This is a genomic window from Streptomyces sp. NPDC014734, from assembly GCF_043083325.1.
GTDB lineage: Bacteria > Actinomycetota > Actinomycetes > Streptomycetales > Streptomycetaceae > Streptomyces.
The window spans coordinates 340,106-363,709 of record NZ_JBIBYN010000003.1 but is presented as its reverse complement, the minus strand read 5'-3'; the positions used below and the strand labels follow the sequence as shown (position 1 = coordinate 363,709).

The 23,604-nt window shown below is 69.1% G+C and carries 19 protein-coding genes; 10 read left to right on the top strand and 9 right to left on the bottom strand.

Annotation, left to right across the window (positions count from 1 at the left end; all coding sequences use genetic code 11):
- Window positions 1–653 precede the first annotated feature (653 nt).
- The 7 genes from ACF1CT_RS08070 to ACF1CT_RS08040 all read left to right on the top strand — a co-directional run bounded on the left by ACF1CT_RS08070 (window position 654) and on the right by ACF1CT_RS08040 (window position 7,887).
- Window positions 654–1,874, top strand: a complete 1,221-nt coding sequence (locus tag ACF1CT_RS08070; RefSeq protein WP_391782923.1) for a helix-turn-helix domain-containing protein — start codon at window positions 654–656, stop codon at window positions 1,872–1,874.
- Between the two features lie 162 nt (window positions 1,875–2,036).
- Entirely contained in the window at window positions 2,037–2,768 is a 732-nt protein-coding gene (locus ACF1CT_RS08065; protein WP_391782922.1) for a hypothetical protein, read from the top strand.
- A gap of 370 nt (window positions 2,769–3,138) precedes the next feature.
- Window positions 3,139–3,777, top strand: coding sequence for a ScbR family autoregulator-binding transcription factor (locus ACF1CT_RS08060; RefSeq protein ID WP_391782921.1), 639 nt, complete (start codon window positions 3,139–3,141; stop codon window positions 3,775–3,777).
- 93 nt (window positions 3,778–3,870) lie between these two features.
- Window positions 3,871–4,617, top strand: a complete 747-nt coding sequence (locus ACF1CT_RS08055; RefSeq protein ID WP_391782920.1) for an HAD family phosphatase — start codon at window positions 3,871–3,873, stop codon at window positions 4,615–4,617.
- A gap of 125 nt (window positions 4,618–4,742) precedes the next feature.
- Window positions 4,743–5,516: an SDR family NAD(P)-dependent oxidoreductase gene (locus ACF1CT_RS08050; RefSeq protein ID WP_391782919.1), complete on the top strand. Its 774-nt coding sequence runs from the start codon at window positions 4,743–4,745 to the stop codon at window positions 5,514–5,516.
- A 515-nt stretch (window positions 5,517–6,031) separates the two neighbouring features.
- Window positions 6,032–7,468, top strand: coding sequence for a phage/plasmid primase, P4 family (locus ACF1CT_RS08045; protein WP_391783068.1), 1,437 nt, complete (start codon window positions 6,032–6,034; stop codon window positions 7,466–7,468).
- Window positions 7,465–7,887, top strand: a complete 423-nt coding sequence (locus ACF1CT_RS08040; RefSeq protein ID WP_391782918.1) for a DUF6009 family protein — start codon at window positions 7,465–7,467, stop codon at window positions 7,885–7,887. The genes ACF1CT_RS08045 and ACF1CT_RS08040 overlap by 4 nt, the downstream gene beginning before the upstream one ends.
- Window positions 7,888–8,053: 166 nt before the next feature.
- Here the strand turns inward: ACF1CT_RS08040 and ACF1CT_RS08035 are convergent, their stop codons facing one another.
- Entirely contained in the window at window positions 8,054–8,539 is a 486-nt protein-coding gene (locus ACF1CT_RS08035; RefSeq protein WP_391782917.1) for a hypothetical protein, read from the bottom strand.
- Window positions 8,540–8,773: 234 nt separating this feature from the next.
- On the opposite strand from ACF1CT_RS08035, the gene ACF1CT_RS08030 reads away from it, so the two are divergent.
- The gene (locus ACF1CT_RS08030; RefSeq protein WP_391782916.1) at window positions 8,774–10,033 is read left to right on the top strand and encodes a sensor histidine kinase; all 1,260 of its coding nucleotides are present in this window, start codon (window positions 8,774–8,776) and stop codon (window positions 10,031–10,033) included.
- Window positions 10,018–10,665 carry a response regulator gene (locus ACF1CT_RS08025; protein ID WP_391782915.1) on the top strand — a complete coding sequence of 216 codons (648 nt, stop codon included), beginning with the start codon at window positions 10,018–10,020 and terminating at the stop codon, window positions 10,663–10,665. Before ACF1CT_RS08030 ends, ACF1CT_RS08025 begins: the two co-directional genes overlap by 16 nt.
- Before the next feature lie 57 nt (window positions 10,666–10,722).
- Here ACF1CT_RS08025 and ACF1CT_RS08020 read toward each other — a convergent pair whose 3' ends face one another.
- From ACF1CT_RS08020 to ACF1CT_RS08005, 4 genes are all read right to left on the bottom strand, one after another.
- Entirely contained in the window at window positions 10,723–12,147 is a 1,425-nt protein-coding gene (locus tag ACF1CT_RS08020; protein ID WP_391782914.1) for an MFS transporter, read from the bottom strand.
- Entirely contained in the window at window positions 12,140–12,586 is a 447-nt protein-coding gene (locus ACF1CT_RS08015; protein WP_391782913.1) for a MarR family winged helix-turn-helix transcriptional regulator, read from the bottom strand. The genes ACF1CT_RS08020 and ACF1CT_RS08015 overlap by 8 nt, the downstream gene beginning before the upstream one ends.
- 147 nt (window positions 12,587–12,733) lie before the next feature.
- Window positions 12,734–14,356, bottom strand: coding sequence for an alpha/beta fold hydrolase (locus ACF1CT_RS08010; RefSeq protein WP_391782912.1), 1,623 nt, complete (start codon window positions 14,354–14,356; stop codon window positions 12,734–12,736).
- Between the two features lie 204 nt (window positions 14,357–14,560).
- Window positions 14,561–15,031: a MarR family winged helix-turn-helix transcriptional regulator gene (locus tag ACF1CT_RS08005; RefSeq protein ID WP_391783067.1), complete on the bottom strand. Its 471-nt coding sequence runs from the start codon at window positions 15,029–15,031 to the stop codon at window positions 14,561–14,563.
- 59 nt (window positions 15,032–15,090) lie between these two features.
- Between ACF1CT_RS08005 and ACF1CT_RS08000 the strand changes: the two genes are divergently transcribed.
- Window positions 15,091–15,468 (top strand): cupin domain-containing protein, encoded by a 378-nt coding sequence (locus ACF1CT_RS08000; protein ID WP_391782911.1) that lies wholly within the window; start codon window positions 15,091–15,093, stop codon window positions 15,466–15,468.
- A 120-nt stretch (window positions 15,469–15,588) separates the two neighbouring features.
- Here the strand turns inward: ACF1CT_RS08000 and ACF1CT_RS07995 are convergent, their stop codons facing one another.
- From ACF1CT_RS07995 to ACF1CT_RS07980, 4 genes are all read right to left on the bottom strand, one after another.
- Window positions 15,589–16,215, bottom strand: coding sequence for a hypothetical protein (locus tag ACF1CT_RS07995; RefSeq protein ID WP_391782910.1), 627 nt, complete (start codon window positions 16,213–16,215; stop codon window positions 15,589–15,591).
- Window positions 16,212–17,138, bottom strand: coding sequence for a ParA family protein (locus ACF1CT_RS07990; protein WP_391782909.1), 927 nt, complete (start codon window positions 17,136–17,138; stop codon window positions 16,212–16,214). The genes ACF1CT_RS07995 and ACF1CT_RS07990 overlap by 4 nt, the downstream gene beginning before the upstream one ends.
- Before the next feature lie 3,550 nt (window positions 17,139–20,688).
- Entirely contained in the window at window positions 20,689–21,486 is a 798-nt protein-coding gene (locus ACF1CT_RS07985; protein ID WP_391782908.1) for a GNAT family N-acetyltransferase, read from the bottom strand.
- A 166-nt stretch (window positions 21,487–21,652) separates the two neighbouring features.
- The gene (locus ACF1CT_RS07980) at window positions 21,653–22,828 is read right to left on the bottom strand and encodes a macrolide family glycosyltransferase (RefSeq protein WP_391782907.1); all 1,176 of its coding nucleotides are present in this window, start codon (window positions 22,826–22,828) and stop codon (window positions 21,653–21,655) included.
- Window positions 22,829–23,604: the final 776 nt, after the last annotated feature.

Sequence of the window (23,604 nt, the reverse complement as noted above, 5' to 3'; positions counted from 1 at the left end):
TCCTCCTGATCCATTCCGACGGATGGCCGGCGCATTCCACCGGATGGCACATTCGGGACCCACCGGCATCGTTCGGAACCCGATTACCGGCACGGAATGAGCAACCCTTCTCCCGTCGTCCGGGAATTCGTTCCGAACGTCCGGAGAAGGGTCGGCGACCAATGCCGACCCAAGCCCGGGGGTGTGAGGAAGAATCGTATACGGACCGTCGCCCGAATACGGATGGGAACCGATACCTATGAAGAGAAACCGCAGGGCCGAAAAAACCTCTCGAACCTGCCAAGAACCGCCCCCGGTCAACCGTTTTCACGGGTGACCACCGCAACACCCCGAACGAGCGGAGCAACTCGGGAGCGGCATACCGGACAAAAATCCAAACGGACCGAACCCTGTCGGACCCCCTCTTTCGACATCCCATTCAGAAAATTCGACCGAACCGAAGCACCGTGGCAATCCCCTCTCGGCACCTTGGCAATGGTTTCCAGCATCCTGGCAATCAGAAAGAGGTCGCACAACTCGCCGGGCATGCTGCGCGAACGCTGATTTTCGGCAATACTTTGCCCACCGCCTCCACGCGGCCCCAGGGCGGTGGGCGTCGCCTCCGGACGGCGTCACCTGTTTGTCTCACGTGGGTTCAGGAGATGGTGTCGGTCATGTTGGAGCAGCCGTTGTTCGGACGTCGACTCAGACAGCTGAGGCTCGAACGAGGGCTGTCCCAGGCCGCACTCGCGGGCGACGGCATGTCCACCGGCTACCTCTCCCGCCTCGAATCGGGGGCCCGGCACCCCACCGACCGGGCCGTGGACCATCTGGCCCGCCAACTCGGTGTTTCCTCCTCGGCGTTCGAGGAAGCGCCCGCCGACACGCTGCCCCAGGCACTCGCCCATGTGGCCTCCGCCGAGACCGAGGAGAACCTGGAGGCGCTGGACCGCGCCCTCAACGGCTCGCACAACCGTGACGCGCTGCGCTGGCAGGCCCTGTGGATGCTGGCCCGTTGGAGACAACGGCACAACGACCACGGCCGGGAGCGGATGTACCTGGAGGAGATGGTGCGCCTCGGTGACGAGCTGGCCCTTCCCGCCCTTCAGGCCCGCGGCCTCACCCAGCTCGCCCGTTGCTTACGGGCGAGCGGCGACACGGCTCCCGCCACCGACGCCGCCACCGCCGCGTACCGGCTGGCGCGCGAGCAACGTCTCCCCGCCCGTGACGTCGTGAACGTCCTGCTGGCACTCGTGTCGGCGGAGGCGGAGACGGGACACCTCACCCGGGCCCGGCAGCACGCCGACGAGCTGACCGGAATGACCGAGGGCCGGTCGGACGCACTGTGGGCCGAGGCGCTCTGGACCGCCGCCGCGGTCCGCGCGCACCAGGGCGACAACGCCGCGGCGGAGGAACTCCTCCTCACCGCGCTGGACGGCTTCGACCGCGCCATCGACCTGCGACTGTGGCTGCGCCTGCGGATCGCGGCGACCAAACTGCACCTGCGCAAGAGCCCACCGGACCTCGGCGCGGCGAAATGCTGCATCGATCAGGCCGACAGCGCCCTCGTCTACGTCGGGGTCCCCTCGTTCGCCCAGGAGTTGACCGCCCTCAAGGCCGAACTCGCCTTCCAGAAGGGTGAGCTGGAGGAGGCTCGGACTCTGGTGGACGAGGTGCGGAAGACCGGTCCGCGCCTGACCTACCGGGACCGGGTGAGGCTGGAGATCCTCGACAGCCGTCTGCTGATACTGGGCGGGCGCCCGGATGTCGGACTCGACCGGATGCGCGCCCTGGCCCGGGAGGCCCAGCAGTCGTCCAACATCGAGCTGACCGCGGACATCTGGAAACTTCTCGCCGAGACGCTTGCCCAGCGCGGCGAACATACCGTCTCCTGATCACGGCTTCTGTTCAGGGGAACGACTTGCCACGGTCGTCGGGAGTCGTCCCGGCGTTGTCGCCAAGCCTCGCCGCCTCGTGGCAACCTCTTGCCAAGCGCTTGGAAAGCGGGATCTGCCGAGCGGGAACAGCTTCAGCCCGGGGCGGTACGAGGAGGAAGCATGCGAGACGGACAACGCGACGCACAGCACTCGATCGCCGTTCCTCTGGGCGCACTGCCGGTGGCGACGCCGGACCCGGACTTCCCGCGGGCCCAGGAGGAAGCGGCCCGGCCCGGCGCCGTCGGGACGGCGACGGTCCACCGCCGGAACACCGGGGGGCCGGCCGGCCGTCTCGGGCATCTGATCGCGCACACCCCGCTCACGCAACCGGCGGCCGCGGCCCCGTCGGCCGCCGCGGCCCCGCCGGTGGACGGCGCACCGCTCACCCCCGAGCAGGCGGCCTCCCTGACGGCCCATCTGCTCGCTCCGGAGGACGACCCGTCGGCACACTGCGTACTGGCGTGGATGGTGCACGGACCGCTCGATCTCGACGCGCTCGAAGCCGCGGTCGCCGATGTCCACCTGCGCCACGACGAACTGTGTTCCGCCTACCTCTACGACCCGGAACCGGTGGCACGGCCCGCGGACGCGCCGGCCCCCGCCGTCGAGGTCCTGGCCTCCGTGCCCGACCTCGGCAGTGCGCTCACCACGGTCCGGGAGGCCGCCGGGGATCCGATGGCGCTGAGCGAGGGCGAGGTCTGGCGCGTCTCCCTCGTCCACGTCACGGACGAGCGCTGGGTGATCGGCTGTGCCGTCCACTGCGTCGCGTTCGGCGCCAGGACGGAATCCGTACTGGCGGGGGACCTGGCAGAGGCCTACAACGCCCGTTCCGCCGCCCTGCTCCCCTCCTGAGGGCCCTCCCCCGCCGGACGCGCCGCGGAGATCATGTCCTCCCGACAGGTTTTCGTACGGGAATCCGGGCCGCTGCTCCGACATCGAACGCCGCATAAATTGATGAACCATTTCATGACGGCCATTTCCTTTCCATAGGGATGGATGCCTCGTCACGCACCTCTCCCATGACGCCGTCCATGGCCTCCCGAGACGCCGCAATCAAGCCACTGATACACCATCGTTGCAGGTCAAGGCCGTGAGAAGGTGAGCGGCCGACGGATGCGGCGACGTACTGACGGCCAAAACACGGGGCCCGTCCTGTTTCTCTTCCGGGACGGAGGGACGGCCTATACGATAAAGACCGTTCTCTTTTTTTATGGAGGTGGCCATGGGCAGGCCGAAGCAGGAGCGGGCCATGCAGACCCGCGAGACGATCCTGCGGGCGGCCGCGGAGGTGTTCGACGAGTTCGGCTTCGCCGGCGCGAGCATCAACCGGATCCTGAAGCGGGCCGAGGTCACCTCCGGCGCGATGTACCACCACTTCGAATCGAAAGAGGCACTGGCCCGGGCGCTGATGAACGCCCAGGCCGAGGCGATCGTCCCGTGGGTGGAATCGACAGGCCTCCAACGCCTGGTCGACCTCACCCTGATCTGGTCGCACCAGCTCCAGGAGGATCCGCTGCTGCGCGCCGGTGTGCGGCTGACCGGCGAGCAGGCGACCTTCGGCGTGCAGGACTCCAGCCCGTACAGCAGTTGGGCGAAGATCATGGCCGACTGCCTGGTGGTGGCCTCCGACAAGGGTGAACTACAGCCCGGCGTCGAACCGGGCGCCGTCGCCGAGTTCGTCGTCGAGGCGTGCACCGGCATGCAGACCGTCGCCGCGGTGGTCAGCGGACGCGAGGACCTCGCGGGCCGGGTCGCGCGCATGTGGCAGTTGCTGCTCCCGGGCATCGCCGTACCCAGCGTCATCATGCGGACCGAAGTGAGCACCGACCGCCTGAAGCAACTCGTTCCCGCGCAGAACTGAAACAAGGCCGGGTGTGCGTGCCGACCGCTCGCACACCCGCCGCCGTTCCTCGCAAGGCACTTCTCCTCTTACTGACGTCAGCATAGGAGTGTCATGGTCACGACGTTTCGGCAGATCCGCCTGGCTGCGCTCAATATCGACGGTGTCCTGCTCAACGACACCTTCAGCCCGGTGATCCACGGTTTTCTCACCCGTCGGGGCGCCGCGTACACGGCGGACGTCGAACGCCGCGTCTTCTCCCAGCCCCGGCACATCGCGGCACGGGAGATCGCCTCGATCCTCGGTCGCGGCTCCGGCTCCGGCTCCGGCTCCGGCTCCGGCTCCGGCTCCGGCTCCGGCTCCGGCTCCGAGGGCATCATGGCCAGGTACTTCGAGGAACGGGCGGAGTTCCTGACCGCGCACCCGGTGCGGATCACCGAAGGAGCCGTCGAACTGGTCCGCAGGGCAAGGGCCCTGGGGCTGAGGACGGTGTGTTACGGGGGGCTGGGGAAGGAACACTTCGACACGTTCCTCGGCGAGTTCGCCGACCTGTTCGACGCCCCCGGGTACATCTGCACCAATGCCTTCCGCCCCGGCATCCACGAGATCGCCACGGAGTTCTTCGGCCTCAGGCACGACCAGGTGCTCGTCGTCGACGACGTCGCCCGGGTCGCCGAGGCCGCGAAGTCCCTGAACATGCCGTTCATCGGCCACCCGAGCTCCTTCGAGCACGGCTTCCAACGACAGTTGATGCGGGAGGCCGGTGTGCGCCACGTCGTCGGCTCCCTCGACGCCATCGACGACACTCTGCTGCGGGCTCTGGACGAGGAGGCCGCGGCGGGCACGGTCTGGCGCGACTGACACCCCCCTTCCGGTCCGTCCGTTCCGCGGACGGACCCGGCGCGAAACGGGACACGGCCCCGTCCCGTCACCCGGTGAGAGACGACGCGCACCGTGGGCCAGGGCGCGTCAGAGGAGTCAACGCGATGGGTACCGAGCACGGAATGCTGCACGGCAAGGTCGCCATGGTCACCGGCGCCTCCAGCGGTATCGGGGCGGCGGCGGCCCGGCTGTTCGCCGCCGAGGGAGCCGCGGTCGTGCTGATGGCACGAAGACGGCAGAACCTGGACGACGTGGTCGCCGAGATCGAACGGGCGGGCGGCAGGGCCGTCGCCGTGGCGGGGGACGTGGCGCAGAGCGACGACGTGGCCCGCGCGGTGCACACCGCGGTCGCCGAGTTCGGCGGACTGCACGCGGCCTTCAACAACGCCGGGTTCGCCACGGCCGGCACGGACCTGCACGAGTTGAGCGACGAGATCTACGAGCACACCATGGACGTCAACGTACGAGGCGTCTGGAACTGCCTGCGCCAGCAGATCCCGGTGATGCTGAAGTCCGGCCCGGGCGGCGCCGTCGTGAACACCTCCAGCGTCGCGGGCCTGCAGGCGACCGGGGCGTCCGCACCGTACGTCGCCGCCAAGCACGCCGTCATCGGCCTGACGAAGGCCGCCGCCCTGGAGTACGGGGACCGGGGAATCCGGGTCAATGCCCTGGTCGTGGGCACCACCCGCACCGAGATGATGGACGAGATCGTCTCCGCCCACCCGGCGCTGGAGCACGAGTTCATCGCGCGGACCGTCCAGAAGCGCATGGCCGCACCCACCGAGGTGGCCCAGGCCGCGGCCTGGCTCTGCAGCGACCGCTCGTCCTTCGTCACCGGCATCGCGATGCCGGTCGACGGCGGCTGCACCGGTTCCTGAGAAACCCGGGTTCGCGAGAAGCACCGGTTCCCGGAGAACACCGGTTTCTGAGGAGCACCCGGCCCCGAACAGCCCGGCCTTCCGGGACATCCAGCTCTCAAGAAGTCCGGTCGGCAACGAAGGCAACGGCACAGAACACAAGAGTGTGCAGGTCAAAAGGTGATTCCGGCGTAGCACAGCGACTGAAGCGACTGAAGCGACCGAAGGTTCGGATACATGAAGACACTCGTGCACACGTGCGTTCGTCAAGAATGTGGGCGACTTCGGTCGCTTCAGTCGCTGCCCCGCTCATGTCATGCACCTGACCTGCGATTATTACCCCGTGCCGGGGGCAGCGACCGAACCCCCGCGGCGCCCTCGACCGCCCCGGCCGCTCCCGGGCCGACCGGGGACCGCTCGTGCGCCCGGCGCACCAGAGGTGCCCGGTGACCGGTCACGGTGGTGCCGGTGTCCTCCCCGGCTTCGACGCGAGAGCGGTGGCCGCGCAGATCCTCGCCCACTCCGGCCCCACTCCCCTGCCGGACCCCGTGGAGTGCCCCACCGCGCCCACCGTCACGAGTCATCCGGCCACGGCCGCCGGGCTGCTCCCCGACACGCTGACCGACCGCGGCAACGCGAAACTCTTCGTCACCCTGTACGCCGATCACTACCGCCATGTCCCCGGTCTCGGCTGGTACCGGTGGGACGGCATCCGCTGGCAGGCCGACGAGGACAACACCGTCATCTGGGCCGCGGGCGACCTGACGGAACGCATCGCGTCGACCGACCCGCGCGGCCTGTACACCGCACAGGCACTGCGCAAGCACCGACGCCGCGCCCTGTCGACCTCGGGCGTGAACGCGCTCCTGACCCAGGCCAGGTCCGCCCCCGGCATGGTGCTCAACCCGGCGCGTCTGGACGCCGACCCGTACGCGCTGTGCACCCCGGACGGCATCGTCGACCTGCGGACCGGCGGCAGACGGCCTCCCGTGCCCGACAAGGACTTCCACTCCCGGTCCACCACGGTCGGACCCCGCCCCTCGCCGACCCCGCTGTGGCACCGGTTCCTCGCCGACACCTTCGGCGACGACGCCGGGGGCGCGGAGATGATCGACTTCCTGCACCTGCTGCTGGGGTACTCCCTCACCGGCGACGTCGGCGGGCAGGTCATGCCGTTCCTGTTCGGATCGGGCAAGAACGGCAAGAGCGTCCTGCTCGACGTCCTCATGAAACTGCTGGGCGACTACGCCGATGCCGCACCGCCCGGGTTCCTGATGGCACGGCCCTTCGAGGGGCACCCCACCGATCTCGCCGAACTCCACGGCCGCCGCGTCGTCGTCTGTTCCGAGGTGAGGCCGGGCGACCGGTTCGACGAGGCCCGCGTCAAACTCCTCACCGGCGGCGACCGCATCAAGGCCCGACGGATGCGTCAGGACTTCTTCAGCTTCACGCCCACGCACAAGCTCTGGCTCCTCGGCAACCACCGCCCCGAGGTCGGTGCGGGAGGGTTCGCCTTCTGGCGGCGCATCAGACTCCTCCCCTTCGAACGGGTCGTTCCCGACGACCGGAAGACCGAGAACCTCTCCGACCTCCTGGTGACCGAGGAGGGCCCCGGGATACTGGGCTGGCTGGTCGACGGGGCACGGCGCTACCTCGCCGGGGACAGGGACCTCGGCGGGCCCGACCGGGTCCGCCTCGCCACCACCGCGTACGCGGAGACCGAGGACCACACCGGCCGTTTCTTCGACGAGTGCTGCACGCTGGGCGACGGCCGCCGGGCCGAACAGTCCTGTCTGTACACCTCGTACCGGACGTGGTGCCGCGCCGAGGGCGTGCCGCCGGTCTCCTCACGGGCCTTCGCCCAGCGGGCCCGTGACCTGGCGGGGCTCGCCTCGCCCAGGGAAATGGTCCTGTCGAACTCGCGCAAGTTCTATCCGGGCATCGGTCTGCTCGACGGGGAGGAGACGGCATGAGTTCTCTGATCACGGTGGACGAGGTCCGTGACGAGACCGGACTCGTGTGGCTGGAGGACATCACCCTGCTCGACTACGTGCGCCAGAGCCTGGACCGGCTGCCGACCCGCCGGGGCCGGCCGGCCTACCGCCGCGACGGCCGCATGGTCGGCTACGCGACACTCGGCCCGGGGGCCAGGGCGTCGCGCTCTTCGGGCACGTTCCGCCGCCGGGTCTTCTGGCTGCTGCCGCACGACCGGGACTCCGAACCGGAGGGGCTGTACGCGGTCGGCGCCCCCGCCGAGGCGGTGGACCCGACCACACTCGCCCCGACGCGCACGGGCCGCAGGACGAGACGTTCCGAGGGCAGTCCGTCCTCCCTCGCCACGCACCGGACACCGTCCCGTTCCCGCCAGGACGACGGCGACCGGCACCCATGACTCCCCCGGCCCCGACCGGTTCGGTGCCCCTCCGCGGTGAACGGCGTTTCCCGCTGCGGGTCGTCACGCGTCATCGGTCCCGTCACGCCCACCGTGCCGGTTCCCGGTCACCGGCCCCGCTCCCTCGCCCGATGTCCTGCCGCGAGGGTCGCGGGCGCCGGGGAGGTCACCGCGTTCCGGAGAAGGCGGCGCGCAGCGGGGACCCGTTGACGACGAAGGCGGCAGCGGCCAGGACCACGGCGCACGCGGCCTGTGCCAGGACGAACCAGGCCGGAAGGGCGCCCGGGATCGCGTCGATGCCGACGATCGCGAACGGCACGACGACCGGGATGACGCGCACGCGCGCGTAGGCCCAGCGCGCTCCCCGGGACGCGCGGACGGTGAGCCAGTAGGTCAGCGCGGCGCTCACCAGCACTCCGGTCGCACGGCCCCACATGAACGGGGTAACCGACCGGTCGTCGATCGCGAGGACGGCGACCGCGGCGAGCACGAGGGCGCTCAGGGCACCGTGGGCAGCGACCAGACGCTTCGTCATGACGAGGGCCCGTCGGACGGGCGGCTCGTCGAAACGGGCGGACGGGTCGGAGGGGTCGGAGGAGTCGGACGGGGCGGAGGGGTCGGAGGGGGCGGTGGTGGTGTCGGCGGTCCTCAAAGCTGTTCACCTCTCGTGTTGTCGTGGTGATGCCGACGCTAGGAAGCTCGTGGACGACGCGTTATGGGTCTGGACGTACGGGTGGGTGGGGCTGGACCCACTTCCGGGCCGATCCGGCGGTTGCCGGGCCGTGCGCGGCGCACAGTGGAACCGGCCCGTCGAACCGGCGGGGCCGGGGCGACCCGGCAGCACAGGGTTCCGTGGCGGGGTTCCGCGGAGCGAGAAGGGTGGATCATGCGACAGCTTCCGTCGTGGCCGGCGCGTGCCGGGGTCGGGTTCGTGCGGGCGTGCGCGGTGGTGGTGGTCACCATGCCGGTCCCGGTCGTGTGGGCGGCCGCCGTCGCGCTGGCGATCCGGTGGGGGGCGGGAAACCCGTGGTCGTGGCTGCCCGCGTCCGTGCTGATCTGCGCGGGTACGCTCGCCCTGTCCCGTCCGGTCTGCCGGGCGGTCCGCCGCCTCGTCGCACGGTGGACGGCCACCGACATACCCTCCGGCCACCGGCAGGCTCCCCCGGTGGTGCGCATGTCCACCGGGTACTGGTGGAACGGCTTCTCCTACGAACGCACCCGCCGGGACGCCCTCCTTGACCAGCGGTGGCGGATCCGGTGGGGTGATCCGGCCACGTGGCGCGATGTGCGCTTCGCGTTGCTCGCGCCGGTCACCGCGGGTCTGATCGCTGCCGTTCCCGCGGCCGGGGTCACCCTCGCCGTCCTCGGGTTCGTCCGGTCCGCGCCCGGCCCCCAGGCTCTCGGAGCGCTCGGCCTGGTCGCCGCCCTCGGTACCGCTCCGTACGCGTGGCGACCCATCGAGCCGCTCGCCGTCCGGTTCCTGGGCGTCCCGGCCACGACGGCGTTGGCGGAGCGGGTGGACGAACTCACAGCCCAGCGGGCGGACACGACGGTCGCGCAGGCCGCCGAGATCCGCCGGATCGAGCGGGACCTGCACGACGGGGCGCAGGCCCGCCTGGTCCTGCTCGGGCTGTCCCTGGCGACCGCGGAGAAGCTGATGGGAACCGACCCCGACCGGGCCCGGAAGCTCATGCGGGAGGCCCGGGCGGGCGCCGCCACGTCACTGGCCGAACTGCGCGAACTCGTCAGGGGCATCAACCCGCCCGTGCTCAACGAACGCGGGCTCGTCGACGCCGTGCGTGCCCTCGCCCTCGACAGCCCGCTCGACGCCGCAGTCGACGCCGACCTGCCGCACCGTCTGGACCCGCCGATCGAGTCCGCCGTCTACTTCGGGGTCGCCGAACTGCTGACCAACGCCGTCAAGCACGCCGGTGCGACCCGGGTACGGGTCCGTCTCGCCCGGGTCGGCGCCGACCTCGTCGTCGGCGTGGAGGACAATGGCCGCGGCGGAGCCGTGATGCCTGCCGACGGCGGGCTCGCGGGGCTGCGCCGGCGTCTCGCGGTCTTCGACGGGACCCTGGAGATCACGAGCCCGGCGGGCGGCCCGACCCGCGCGACCATGGTGGTGCCGTGCGAATCGTTGTAGCCGAGGACCTCTACCTCCTGCGCGAGGGGATGGTCCGCCTCATCGAGGCGTACGGACATCAGGTGGTGGCTCAGGCGGCCACCGGCCCCGAGACACTCGACGCGCTGCTGACCTGGCGGCCGGACGTCGCCGTCGTCGATGTCCGGATGCCGCCGACCCAGTCGGACGAGGGGCTGCGGGCGGCGCTCGCCGCCCGCCGTGCCGTACCCGGGATGCCGGTCCTGGTCCTGTCCCAGCACGTCGAGCAGTTGTACGCCCGCGAACTCCTGGCCGACGGAGCGGGCGCCATCGGCTATTTCCTCAAGGAGAGCGTGTTCGACTCCGACCAGTTCTTCGACGCCCTGGAACGCGTGGCGGGCGGCGGAACCGCCATGGACCCGGTCGTCGTCGCCAAGTTGCTGTCCACCGGGCCCTCGAACCGGCGTCTGGAAGAACTGACCGAGCGCGAGCACTCCGTACTCGGTCTGATGGCCGAGGGGCTGTCCAACCAGGCCATCGGCCGAAGGCTCTTCCTCAGCACCGGCGCCATCAGCAAGTACACCACCACCCTGTTCGGCAAGCTCGGCATCACCGAGGACGACGACAACAACCGTCGCGTCCTGGCCGTCCTCGCCTATCTGAACCGGTCTTGACATGCCGTGATGTCGCGGCGGAGGGAGCCGCGTGAAATCCCCGACGGCCCACGGCTGCTACGCCGTGCCGGCCGGGGCGTCCCCGTCCGTCGCACGGCCGAGGGCACGGTCGAAGAGGGTCAGCAGGAGGTAGAGCACGCCCGCGCCGAGCATGATCCAGGCGAGGTGGTGCATGCCGCCGGTGTCCGCGCGCTGTCCGAAGGAGGCGGCCGCCGTCGACGAGGCGACCATCGAGCCGACGTAGGCGAAGGTCCGCAGCAGACCGGCCGAGGAGGCGGTGCGCTCGGGATCGGCCTGGAAGTAGACGGAGTTCTGCAGGGCCAGGTTGTTCAGACCCTGCGGGAGACCGAAGACCAGGGCGACGAGGACCAGCGCCCACACGGAGCTGTCCTCGGTAATGGTCAGCATCACCGCACAGCCCGCCATCTGCCCGAGCGCGCCGCCGAGCAGCTTCCCGCGCACGCCCTTGCGCCGCCCGGAGACGATCGAGACACCGATGGCCACCAGGAACATGGGGATCTGTACCAGCCCGGCGCGAAAGGGCGAGAGCCCGAACCCCTCCTCCGTCCACTGGGTGAACCCGTAGAGGAAGGAGTAGGCGACGACATAGGCCACCAGCGCACGCCCGTACGTGGCCAGCAATGGCGCGTTGCCGCCCAGCACCCGCAGGTCGATGAACGGGGTGGCGGCCCGCAGCTCCCGCACCGCGAACGCGGCACTCGCGGCGACGGCGATCACCAGCAGGTACCAGTCGCGCAGGTGCGGGTTCATCAGGAACAGCAGCAGCGAGAGGAGCACGGCGGCGAACAGCGCCATGCCGGGCAGGTCGAGCCCGGCGGCGATGCGCCCGCGCTCCGGGGACCGCGCCGTGGAGCCGCCCTCCCCGGGCAGCCGGAGCAGCCCCAGCACCACGGCCACGACGGCCAGCGGTACGTTCAGCGCGAAGGTGGCACGCCAGCCGCCCAGCCCGATCAGCAGACCTCCCAGCAACGGGCCGATCACGGCTATGGTCTGGTTGGCCACGGCCAGGGCGGTCAGCACCCCGGCGGGACTGTCCTGCCCGGTACGCCTGGCCTCACTGCGCAGCAAGGCCATCGCGGCGGGGTACCCGGCGCAGGTGCCGAAGCCGAGCAGGACCCGCGAGGCGATCAGCACCGCCAGGTTCGGCGCCAGGGTGCCGACGACACCGGCGACCCCGACGAGGCCCGTACTGACGAGGAAGAGCCTGCGGGGCCCGAAGATGTCGATGAGCCGGCCCAGGACGGGCTGCCCGAGCGCGGTGGCCAGGTAGAGGGCCGAGACCAGCCACGCGGTCTGCGCGGGCGGCGCCCCCAGCGCGGCGCCGATGGGGACAAGGGTGACGGCGATGATCGTCGAGTTGATCGGGTTCAGGACCGAGCCCAGCATCATCGGCGGCAGCAGCCGCCGGTCGAAGCCCTCCGCCGCCGCCCCGCCCCGTCCCTCCGCCTTCTGATCAGTCATGGGTGAGGCGCTCCAGTATCGCCATGGCGGCGATCACGGCCCGTCGTTCCTCTTCCGTGCACTTCTCCTGCAACTCACCGGCGAGCCATTCCTGCCGGGCCTGCCGCCCCTCCTCCACCCGCCGGTGTCCCTCCGCGGTCAGCGCGATCAGCAGACGGCGCCCGTCATCGGGGTCGGGCCGCCGTTCCACCAGTCCCAGGGCGGTCAGCGCGGCGACCGTCGCCGTCATCGACTGGTGGCGCACTCCCTCGGACGCGGCGAGCTCACTTGCCGTGACACCTTGTCTGCGGGACAGACGGGTCAGGACGGACGCCTGCCCCAGAGTGATGTCCTCCGCCCCGGCGGCGTTCAGGATGCGGCGCCTCAGGCGGCTGATGACCGTACGGACTTCTCGCGAAGCCTGAACCGCCGAGGGCGACAGGCGCGGGCTCTCATGCATGCACCCCACACTAAAACCTACAGGTTGGACTGTACAGTTTTATCTGCATGACGGACGGAGGGGCGGTGGACCAGGTGTCCCGCCCCGCGCACACCGGTGATCACTGCCCCTCCTCAGGAGTGACCGACGACTGGTCCACGGGCCCCGTCATCCGTACCGGTACAGCAGTCCTTCCACGTACGCCTCCAGCCGCTCCCCCAGCACCTCGGACGTCAGATCGTCCCGCCCCAGGTCATGCCACGGCCCGGCGAGCTTCGCCGCGTCGGGGCAGTAGTGCAGGGCGTCGAGCAGCCGCCAGTACAGGTGGTCGGGGTCGTCGGCGAGGTCACGGCCGCCGTGTGCCTCGTACCGCTCGCGGAAGTCCAGCCCGTACGCCGGCCCGTGCAGCAGCGCGAGCGCGGTCGAGCAGTGCGCCACGTCCAGATCGGCGGGTCCCCACGAGGTCTCCACCCAGTCCACGACACCGGTGATCCGCAGCCTGGACCCGGTGCCCGTGAAGAGCACGTTCCCGGGGTGGAAGTCGCGGTGGAGGAAGCGGCCCTCGTACGGCGGCGGGTCGCGGCGGATCACGTCCACGGCCCGCTCCCACAGGGGGCCGTGCGGGGCGCGGACGCGCTCCGGGGACGTCCACGCCTGGTACGTGCGCGGCCTCTCGGCAGGTACGACGCCGTGGACGCGGGCGAGTTGGGCCGCGAGCAGATCCAGGCGCCGGTCGAGGTCGTCCTCGTCCACGCGGACGCGGCCCGGCAGCGCGGACATCAACAGGGTCGGATGGTCGCAGTGCTCGGCGGTGGCGTCCACGGCGACGAGACCGGGCGCCGGGATGCCTTCCTCCCCGGCGAGCAGCGCCAGGACGGATGCCTCGCGGGCCAGCAGCCCGGGGCCGTGGTGACGGAAGAACGGCTTCACGAAGGTCCGTTGCACCAGGTCCGTGCCGTCGTCGAGCGTGAGCCGGCGCATCTGGGAGCTCAAGCCGCCGAACAGGGGACGCGCGTCGGCGACCGAACGGCCGTGGCCGAGTTGCTTCGCCACCCAGGCGCGCGTCGCCGTCCAGCCGCGGTCGCCGAGGCCGGTCAACACCGCCTCCACGAACCGCCGACGGTCGTCGCCGTGATCGCGGAACCACATTCCCAGCTGGTGCCGCGCGTCCGGAAGGCCGAACCGCGTGTACTGGGCACGCGCGGCCAGTGCGTCCTGTACGGACTCGGTCACCGCGGGCGGGATCGCCGTGTCCGTGCCCGGCACGGCGAGCACCGCCCGGCCCCCGTAGGCACGCAGCACCTGGAGCGCGGGCGCCTCGCGCCAGCTTTCCGGCCGCCGGATGATCTCGCTGAACCTGCCGTTCCCGTCCCCGAAGGGCACGTCCCACGCCTCGGCGGTGTACACGGCGGGCGCGCACAGCCCCAGCGCCGCCACCCGGTCCCCGTAGTGCGCGACGAGATCCGCGACCGTCTGCCCGCTCATGCTGAACCCCACCAGGACCAGCGGCCCGTCCGCCGCCGCGTACGCGTCGATCACCGCCACGGCCTGCTCGAACCGTCGCCGCAGGCTCAACTCAGCTGTCTTCCCGGTGCTTTCGCCGTGCCCGGAGAAGTCGAAGGCGATCCCGCGACAGCCGTGGGCCACGAACTCCCGCACCATCGGAAGCAGTCGCTCCGCGCTGCTGGTGCCCGCGCCGTGCAGCACCACGGCGGTGGCCCCGGACGGATCGCCGCCGTACACACCGCTGAGCCGTTCACCGTCGTGGTCGTACGTGAAGTCGAGAAGCATGCATCCTATTCACTCACGAAGCGCCTCCACCCTTTCGAGAGCACGGTCGGCGGCGCCCGCACCACAGCGAGCCCGGACGGCCGGACCGGCCCCGACTCATCCGCGACGGCCCGGCACCGTTCCCGGGCAACCAGATCGCGACGCAGCGCGGGTGACCGGATGAGGACGCGAGGGGCTGCGGCTTCCGGGCGTACCGGCCCGAGGCTACGAGCTGCCGAACCATCCGGGCACGTCGAGCAGGAAGGACTCTGCGGGCGTCACGCTGCGCAGGTCGGCTTCCAGCGCGCGGAGACGATCTTCACCAAGCGTCTCGGCCCAACCGTCCCGGAGGCGGTCGAAGATGCGTGCCGACAGGGCCAGGCAGTCCGTGCCGCGATCGGTGAGTCGCACGATCTTGCGCCGTGCGTCGCGCAGATCCACGCCGCGTTCCACGTAGCCGAGGCGCTCAAGCGTGTCGATCGTCTTACCGGCCGCCTGTTTGGAAACTCCGAGCCGGCGCCCGAGATCCGCGGCGGTCGTGCCTTCCGGGCCGATTGCCTGGAAGACGTAGCCGTGCATCGGCCGGACGTCGGGATGCCCCTGCCGTGCGAGTTCGTCGTGGAGCTGGTCGACGAGAACGCGGAAGGCGAGGAACAACCGCAGCGGCAGCTCAAATCCGGGGGAGTCACTTGACACAATCGACAACCAGGTTCACTATTTCGACAACCATGTTGTCTACATTAAGGGTTTCCACCATGCCTGTCATCCGCCATGCCGAGAGCCGCCGGACCGAGACCCCCAACGCCGTCATGACCACGCTTGCCTCGCCGACGCTGGGCGGCGCCGGGCAGGCCGTATGGCGCGTCGACATGCGGCCCGGCGCCACGGGCCCCCTCCACGCCTTCGATGCCGAGCAGATATGGACGACGGTGGAGGGCGGCGCGACCATTGAGCTCGACGGGGAGAAGCACGCCCTGGTGCCGGGCGACACCGTCGTGATGCCCGCCGCGGTGCCGCGGCGCGTGTACGCCGATCCGGAGCGGGGCTTCGCCGCCGTCGTCACCTCCTTCCCGGGCGCGAGCGCCTCCACTCCCGGCGGGACCGGCACGACGGTCCCGGCCTGGACCGTTTAGGCGGAACGACGACGGGGACAGCGCCGGGGGCGCCCGGTGGTGCTGGGGGGGGCATGCCCTCCGAGCACCACCTCTTCACCACTCCCCCGCCGCCCCGTTGCCCACTTCCCCTGCCGGGGGTCACACGTCCCGGCGTCCCGGCAGGTACTGGTCGAGGACGATCGCGAGGAACTTCGTGTGATCCGGCAGCCCGGATTCGGCGACGAGCCCGTTGATGATCCCGCGCTGCGCCTTGGTCGGCTTGTACTGCAACTGGACGGGACCCAGGCCGCGCAGATCCGTGTCGTCGGGCTTGACCGCGAACAGCTTCGACTGGAACTTCGGGGCCCTGCGCGCATCCTCGACCACCTGCTCGACCCCCTTCTCCACAGCCGCCTCGACGGCGAGAAGAACGATCTGCGTGTGGGTCAGGTCGGTCTGCTTGCGGTGCTTGCGGAACCGGTTCGCGACATTCGTGGAGACGTAGAAGCCGACCGGCTTGGCCGTGTCCGCGTCATCGACCGGGGCGGCCTCCTCGACGACCTCCCTCGCGGGCTGGGGAATCACCGACATCGGCCGCGGGGCCTCCACGACCGGCGCGGGCTGGACCGGGGCCGGCGTCGGCTGCACCGCCGGAGCGCTCGCCCAACCCGCCAGTGCGCTGGAAGCGGCACCTCCCCCGCCGCTGAACAGATTGCCCACGCCCTCGTCGGACATGTTCTGCTCGTCGTCCTCGTCCACGCGCTTCTTGCCCTTCGGCGGTGTCATGCCGCGGTTTCCTTCCTCAGCTCAAGAGCCCGAGCAAACATTTCTTCGGTGAAGCCTTCGTAGTCGGCTGCAAGTCCCATCGCGGTCTCCGGGATGCTCCGGTCCCCGCCCGCCCGCCGGTCGGCAAGTTCCGACACGAGTAGTCCCCGCTTGCGCACCAGCCGCGCCACCGACTCGGTGTGCCCGATCAGGTTCTTGAACATGTGGGCTTCCTGCCCGAGCACCTTCTGGACCTGGCGCCGTACGTCGGCATGGATCCCGGTGTACGTACGACCGGTGTCGAACAGCAGAACACCGAGAAGCGCGATGTGCGGATTGAGCTGGCTGACGAACTTGACGTACGAGAACTCAAGGCCGATCTGCGCGAGCCCGTCCTCGGCACCGCCGTCGCTCTTGACCGGAATGATGAGCCATCGCGCGGCCGAGAGGGCGAGACGCTGAAGCGAGGGGTTCTCGGGGGGCGTGTCGAGAACGATGATCTGGTACCTGTGCGCGATGGGCAGCAAGCACATCAGCAGCCGCAGGTACGCGTGCGGGCCCTCCTTGGCGAGGAGGGTGTGGAAGAAGATACCGAACTCGTCGCCCAGCGCCGGACCGCCCATGACGACGTCGAGGTTCTCGCGCACGTTCTCCCGGGGGGCCAGTGGTGCACCCGTCCGGAGCGATTCGAGCAGCCCCGCTCCCCCGTCGTTCCACTCGGCCTTCTTGTAGCCGAGCTCGCGAGCGATGTTGCCCTGTGCGTTGCAGTCGATGATGAGCGTCCGCAGCCCGCTGCGCGCTGCCTTGCCGGCGGCGTTGGCGGAGACGGAGGACTTGCCGACACCGCCCTTGCCGTTGCCGAACATGAAGATGTGCGACAGCGAGGCCCAGGGGATCGCCGGTAGCTGTGCGCGGATGTCAGGTGCCGCGAAGGGACTGGACATGGGTCCTCTCACTCTGGCTCAGGCCCGGAAGGAGGGCCTGTATGCCCGATTTGAACTGGTATGGCTTGTCAAAACTTCGCTCAGAACGATCCTGCGCTCCAAACCGCTCCATGACGGTGCGAGGTAGGGCCCGGAAGCACGGCTATGGCCGCGAAAAGCCCTCTCGGTCCTCCATACCGCCAGGTCAACGAACCCTTTCGGGTTTTCGTCCACGTAAGTGGCATCGTATCTCCCCGAGTTGGGGAACTCGCTTCTCAACCAACCTGTAGCACGGCATGTGTACGGGTGGACCGATGTGCGGGGGCCACTCTTGGTCACTCCACAAGAACAGTCACCTCCAGCACAGTTGTGAAGCAAAGTGCAGCACACGCTATCAGGAAAACCTCAGAGCTCGTCAGCCAACACGCTGCTTCGCCCGCTGTGCCGCACGGAGGCACACCGGCACGTCAGTTAACGGTCTGCCACATGTGCGAGCCGAGTTCGATCCGTGTCCACCCACGTACTGTCCCGCAGGCCCATCAGCGCACTGCCGACGGAGTCACCGCACCACTGGACCGTCCGACCGTCATGCCTCTTGAGAACCCGGCCCGTCGGCAGGTCCGCTCACACATCCCGTGGCCAGTCGGCATCCGGGGAGACACCCGTGCTGGCCTCGGGGCCGACAGACGAGTGCGCCACCCCGTCGGCCATCGCACTCACCACCCGGCCCACACCGCCGCACGCGGGGGCACTCACATCGGCGTGGCCACGTACACACCTTGGCCCGTCCTCGCACTGGCGGACGGACCGACCGGCGACCCAGCCAGCCGACCCACCAACAGACCTGTTCGTCTCCCACGCGCCACACCAACCCACGCACACACCGGTTCGCCCACCCGGCACCCGGCTTGCGATCGGGCCAACACTCCGACGAGGACGCCTGCTCACCATCGTCCCCGCAAACTCATGAACGAACGGGTACGCGTTCCGGCGAGGAAACCCGCATGCGATCTCGTGCGCTTGCCCACTCCCGAGCCCGTTCTCGAACCTGCTCGAAAGATCACCTGTGGTCAAGTGCGCGAGCGTGCCCGCATGTCCATCCGTACTCACACACCCGGAGCAACCTGCGAACAGGCCCATCACCCTGCAAACCATCGAGCGTGCCACCGTACTGACGTCCTCATTCACGTATGGGCCATGAGGGAAACCGCTCAGCTCACCGGAACACATGTGTGTGCCGCCATCGCAGATGCTGCATGCCAATCCATTCGTGCTCCACCTCACTCGTCGACTCGCACCCTGACGTTCACTCAAGCACCCTTCTCAGCCTTGCTCCAGGCCTTTGACAGAACCCTCCTCACTGCCCGCACCACGGCATGCCGCCACACCAATGACTCGACCAGTGAACAAACTTTACCGAGCACTCACTCAGACGGTTTGAACAAGGTGTCGCATCAAGCCGTGTCCAATGTGTGCGTCCAAGCATGTGGCCATGTTTGCGACGATGTTTGTTTTCGCAGGTCAGAGGCTGTTTTTACCTCATAGAAGCAGTCGCCATCTTACGCCTTCTCATCACGTGGTGACACCATCAAGACACGGTTGATCAGAGGGTCAAGCACTGAAGGACACACCTCCCTTTCCCTCTCCCGTGCACATCACTCCGACTCACTGAAACCGAGACACAACCAAGGATCGACGACACTGGTTCACACCCGAGTCCGGCACCTGCCCGCTTCTTCAGATCCCTCATCCGCTCAGTCACCAGCTCCCGCCCTGGTGCGGCACAGGGCACAGATCATCTCGCCAGGAAGCGAAACGCCTCACTCAGTTCGCCTCTCGGAGCACACAGAGACATCGAACTGAACCGGACATCGCCCGGCTTGGTCTCTTGACCGGCGGTCGGAGTTCTCCGTCGCATCGTCACAACGGCTCCGTAGGGATGGGCGCCCCTGGGTGCCCATCCCTACGGAGCGAGCAGCTTCGTCCCGCGCATATGGATCCGTTCAGAAGGAATACCGTCCCGGGCATCGACGAGCTCCGGCACCCACCGCGCATCGGAGAAATCCGAAGGAACAAGTCGGCTGACGGTGCCCGCCTTCCCTGAGCACCTCCATGCCACGGGGCCGCTTCCACCGACTCGTCTGCGGGCCGATCCCCGGCCAGGAACGAGGCACTCGGAACCCTGTTCAGGATTCGGGACATCGCGCGCCCGGCCACTCCTGCGCCAGGGAACCACCCCGAGAATGTCCGCCCCCCGTCATCCGTTCGCCTCCGAAGGACAGAAGACGCAACGGTCGAGAGCCATGTCTCCGATCGTCCCCGACCGGGGAGAAGGGGCAGGACCGCTGGTGGCTCGTCAGCAAGCCGGTCATGGAATCGACGTGGGGGAGTCGGCGAGTGCATACGAGGGCGAACGGACTCGGCGAAGACCGCGACGAGACGGCGGGCGTCGCATCCGACGGGGCCACTCGGCACATCACGACGGCCCACCCACGTTCTCGCCGCATCACCCCGAACCGGCCATGGACAGTTCCCGCCCCCGCGTGTCCGGGAGAACGGCATCACTTCCTGATGGGACGCGTTCCGCCAAGATCCTCCGCGCACTTCCCACGAACGCTTCCGGCGGACCGTGGGCCGGATCCGCACAGCCTCAACCACGCGAGCACGGGGGACGGTCGAAGCTGCACGTGAGGACGCCGCGAGGGAGGACACGTCGAGCGGTCGAGTCCGATCCGACAGCGGTCCCCGTCGACAGCACGCCTCTCACCGTCGCCGACGGACAAAGGCCGAGACGTAAAGCGGCGACGGGACCGGGCCGCGCGTCTCGGCCCACTCCGTCCCGCTCTCAGGTTCCGATGCCTTCGAACCGGACCCCACCTGCCGGATCCATCACGCCGAGGATGTTCGAAAGCCGCTCCGGCACAGGAGAGAGGAGTTCGCGGCGTTGCTCCTCATGCCGGCTCCGGGAGGCGAGCACGAGCCGGTGCGGCGGGCCGGAAATTCGCTGTACCCACGCCGAAAGCCTCAGGTCAACCGGGTCGTCGCAGGGGCTCCGAACCCGCCGTACGCCCGCACACACGCATCCGGGGGAAGAAGAGCGGAGCTGAGCCGGAGGCTCTCAGGGGCTCCCACAGAAGTCGTTCGATATTCAACTATCAGTCGGGAGGCATGTGCACGAGCAGCCCTGGAATCCGGACTGAGCCGGACGGTGGTCGCCTTCGACGGCATCGAGTTGCGCGGATTCGTCAAGGCCTCTTTCGACCCGTGGAGCACTCGTCTGACCAACCGTGACATCAAGGTCGCACCAGCATGGGGGCGCGGGGGAGTCGGGCGAATCCCAGGGTTCGACGGCCGGGGCGATCTCTCGGGTGAAGTACTCCGCGACATCGACCGGCGGCCCTCAGCGGCTTCGTCCTGTCGGCGCCCCGGTGGGGGCAGGGCGGTGAAGAGCGGTCAGGAGGCCGGCCGCCTCCTCGGTGCGCGTGGCGGGGGCACGGTCGGCGGGCAGATCCCGGACCGGTTGCGCTGCCGGAATCGGCTGCCGGATCGCACCGGGGCAGGCTTTCCGGGATCAGCCGCGTTCGAAGCAGTGCGAGTGGCCGATCACGGAGAAGCCCCGGCGCTCGTACCAGTGCCGGGGCCAGTCCGTCGCGTCGGCGGTCAGGAAGCGCGTGCCACATCCCTCCTCGACGGCAAGGCGCAGGGCAGTGGTCAGAACGGCATCGGCGTATCCCTGCCCGAGGTGGGCTTCCGAGGTGACCAGATCCTCGATCTGTGCCACACCGTCGACCGGGGCGAGATACAGGTCGGCCCATGAGGCGACCTCGCCCTCCTCCGTGCGGGCACCGATGAAGTGGACGATGTCGGCCCCCCGACGGCGAGCCTCGCGCCGGTCGACGAGGTGGCGCAGGACCGCTTCGTCGGCGTCGGGAAGGAAGCCCCGCCAGCGCCGAGTGAGCGGAACGCGCATCTCCTCAAGAGTCACCTTCTCCGCAGGCCCGCGCCGACCGACAGCCACCGCCGGCATCGCGGCCACCGGACCCTCGTGCAACATGACCAGATATGTGGAGTGGGTGTATCCGGCCCGGGTCAGCGGCTGCTCGCACGCCCTTGCGACCTCGTCGTCCAGGACGGAGATCAGCCGGTGCGGCAGATGCCCCAGGGCTTCGTCCGCGATGCCGGGCAGTGCCTCGGGGTCGATCGCCGTGGCGGCTCCCGGCTCGATGACGACCTGGTTGTTCGCGCGGGAGTACGCGAAGGCGTCGTCGTACACCGCGAACCCACCGGGAAGATCTGCCACGCGCCCGGCCTGACGCCGGGCGAAGGCCGACAGGAAGGAGTTGATCCGCTGAAGCTCCGCGTTCGGCATGGGCCGGAGCCTATGCGGCAGCGGTCCGCGGACGCCTCCCCATTTCCGGTGAAGAGCCGGGCATTCCGGCGAAGGACCGGGACGTTTCCGGTGGAAGGTCGGGACACCCGCAGGAAGCCGGAGCGACCGTACGCTCCGGCTTCCTGGGCCCGCATCCGGGACCGGATCAGTCCAGCATGTTCTCGATGAGATCGGCGGCCCTTCCGGTTCCGCCCTCGGCCAGGGCCTCGGCGCGCAGTGACTTCGAGCGCCGGGCGACCTCCGGATCCACGACGAGTTCGTCGAGGGCCGTACGCAGCACTTCGGCGGTCGCCTGCTCGGTGTCGATGCGCCGGGCCACACCCAGTTCGACGAGCCGATCGGCGTTCATGAACTGTTCGGCGCCCTGCGGGACGGCGATCATCGGCACACCCGCGAGCAGACCTTCGTTGCTGCTGCCCATTCCGGCATGGGTGATGAAGGCATCGGCCTGTTCCAGGATCGCTCGCTGGGGCACCCAGGAACGCACTTCGACATTGGGCGGAATCTCCCCGAGTTCCCGCGGGTCGGTGTACTTGCCGATCTGGAGGACCACGTGCAGGCCCGGCTGGTTGCCGAAGGCGGCGAGGCACTGACGGTAGAACTCCGGTTGCCGCGTGTACGCCGAACCCAGGGAGACCAGGAGGACGCGCTCGGCGCCGGACGGGCGGACCCAACTCTCCTGCTCCCGTTGGGAAACGAGACAGGGACCGACGAACGTCACCCGGTCGGGGTCGACCCGGTTCGCATGCGGTTGCATGGCGCGGGGAATCAGGGCCAACGCCCTCGGGGGCAGGCCGGGGAAGGCGTCCACATCGGTGGTGGAGGCCCCGCAGCCGGCGAGCCACCGTGCGAACTTCGCCCGGTACGCGTCGGCACCCGGCAGTTGCCAGAGGGCATCCCCCACCTCTTCCTCGTAGCCCTCCCAGGCCACGAACGTCGGGGACAGCTGGACGGCGGGACGTCCCTGCGACTCGGCGAGCGCTCGCGCCGCGTAACCGCCGATGTCGTACAGATAGAGGTCCGCGCGGTCACGGTCGTAGACGGGCCGCACCTGTTCGAGCACCTGAATGGCGTCGTCGAGGAAGAGTTCCATCGCGGCGATGGGATCGTCGGGCCAGTTGTTGTCGGCGACCGGGAGCGTGGAGGCGAACGGGACGAGTTCGGCGCCGGTGGCCTCGACCAGGCCGGCCACCACGGGATCGTTGGCGTAGGTCACCCGATGGCCACGGGCCACCAGTTCGCGAATGATTTCAAGGCTCGGCAGGACATGGCTGATGGCGGGGACACCGACCATCGCGATGTGAGCACGGCGACGGGACATACAGGATCACTCTCTTCAGGTCTACGGCAATGGGGACACGACAAACCGGTGCGTCGACCACGTCACGAGGGAACGTCCCTGCGGCGGGCGCACACGGATGTCGGACGGATTCGGGGCGGTGCCCCTGTCCGGTCTCAGCCGTAGAACTGAAGAAAATGCATGCCAGGGACTCTACTTCGCGTCCCGGCGCCGGGCACCAGGTTTTTGGGACCGGGAGCCCGGAGCGGAACTGGGGCGGGGCCTGGCACGAGGGGCCGGGGGATTCGGAGTCCCCCAGGACCGGAGACTGAGAATTACCAGCGACCGAAGACCACCAGCGACCGAAGACCACCGGCGACCGAAGACTCAGCAGCGGCTGAGAGCCCCAGCGACTGAAGACCAGCGACCGGGGGAGAAGCCCGGTCGCCCCTCAGTCGCTCCATAGAAGTGCAGGTCAGCGAGGCGCCCTCACCCAATCAGCGACCGAAGCGACTCAGCTTCGGTACATATGAAGACATTCATGTGTGCGCGCGTGCGTCATAGATACAGAAGTTCAGTCGCTTCAGTCGCTGTTCTGGTCTCCATGTCCTTTCCGACCTGGTCTTTCTTCAGAAACCACATCCAGTACCGAAGGAGATTTCCAGTCGCTCCGCCACGGTCGCTCAGTCGCTGAGTCGCTCCCGCACGACGAAAGAGACACCTTTTTGTCATACTCTGGTCCACTTCGTCCCTCGGCATGCCGCCTGCCCCCTGGCTTCTCCGAGAGCGCCTCAGCGACCGACGGTCAGCGACTGAGG